At 68.2% G+C, this 1,295-nt stretch carries 1 protein-coding gene; it reads right to left on the minus strand.

The window, feature by feature from the left end; translation table 11 throughout:
• Positions 1-32 precede the first annotated feature (32 nt).
• A protein-coding gene (locus tag ACTVCO_RS12190; protein WP_443728705.1) for an IS3 family transposase occupies positions 33-1,228 on the minus strand; the annotation gives its coding sequence in 2 pieces (ribosomal slippage) (positions 33-938 and positions 941-1,228; 1,194 coding nt in all).
• Between the last annotated feature and the right edge of the window lie 67 nt (positions 1,229-1,295).

Here is a 1,295-nt window from a genome sequence, read left to right on the forward strand (position 1 = left end):
GGGACTGCTGCACGGATAGGTGACAGTCAGGCTCAGGCTGCGAGTGCGACCTGAGTGGTCATGATGGTCTCGAACTCGATGGGGGTCAACCGCCCCAGACGGACCTGCCGCCGCCGGCGGTGATAGATCCTCTCAACCCAGGTCACGATCGCGATCCGCAGCTCGGCCCGCGTCCTCCATGCACGGCGGTCAAGGACGTTCTTCTGCAGCAGCGCAAAGAACGATTCCATCGCCGCGTTGTCGCCGGCTGCGCCGACCCTGCCCATGGATCCGACAAGCCCGTGACGAGCCAGGACCCGCAGAACCTTGCGGCTGCGGAACTGCGACCCTCTGTCGGAGTGCACGACGCATCTGGCCACGTTCCCGCGCATCGCCACCGCGTTCTCGATCGCCTGCACAACCAGTCGGGACTTCATCCGGGAGTCGATCGAGTAGCCCACGATCCGCCCCGAGAACGCGTCCTTGATCGCGCACATGTAGACCTTGCCCTCGGCTGTGGAGTGCTCAGTGATGTCGGTCAGCCACAGCTCGTCGGGGCTCTCGGCTGCGAAGACATGGCGGACGCGCCCGTCCTCATCGGTGCGAGCGCACAGGTCGTCGTGGACCGGCGGGCCCGGTGTGCGGCCGTTCTTGCCGCGCTTCTTGCCGAACGCGGACCACCAGCCGTTGGCCGAGGTGATGCGCCACGCGGTGCGGTCGGCCATCGGATGCCCGGCAGTGCGGGCCTCGTCGGCCAGGAGCCGGTGGCCGAACTCGGGGTCGTCGCGGTGGGCGTCGAACAGCGCGTTCGCGCGGTAGGCCTGCGTGACCTCGGCAGCGGTGATGGGGTTCTTCAGCCAGCGGTAGTAGGGCTGGCGAGCGAGGTTGAGCACCCGGCACGTCACCGCGACGGGAATCCCGTCGGCGGCAAGGTCACGGACGAGCGGGTAGCTCATTTTCCCGGTAGGTGAGCCTGGGCGAAGTAGGCCGCAGCCCGGCGCATGACCTCGATCTCCTGCTCCAGCAACTTGACGCGACGACGCAGCTCGCGAGCCTCCAGAGCGTCGGAGGGAGCCTCGGGGGCCGTCGCTGCGGGGGCAGCCTCGGCGGCCTCTCGGATCCAGTTTTGCAGGCTGGACTTGCCGACGCCGAAGTCGGCGGCGATGCGGGCCAGAGGCACGCCTGGGTCGCGGGCCAGGGCGACGCGAACGACGTCGTCGCGGAACTCGCGGGGATAGCGCTTGGACATGGGGACATCCTCTCAGCGGTGCTGGTCAGCACCACGGGTGGGTGTCACCTATCCGTGCAGCAGTCCC

The organism is Sanguibacter sp. A247 (assembly GCF_052324925.1).
In the GTDB taxonomy this organism is placed as follows: domain Bacteria; phylum Actinomycetota; class Actinomycetes; order Actinomycetales; family Cellulomonadaceae; genus Flavimobilis.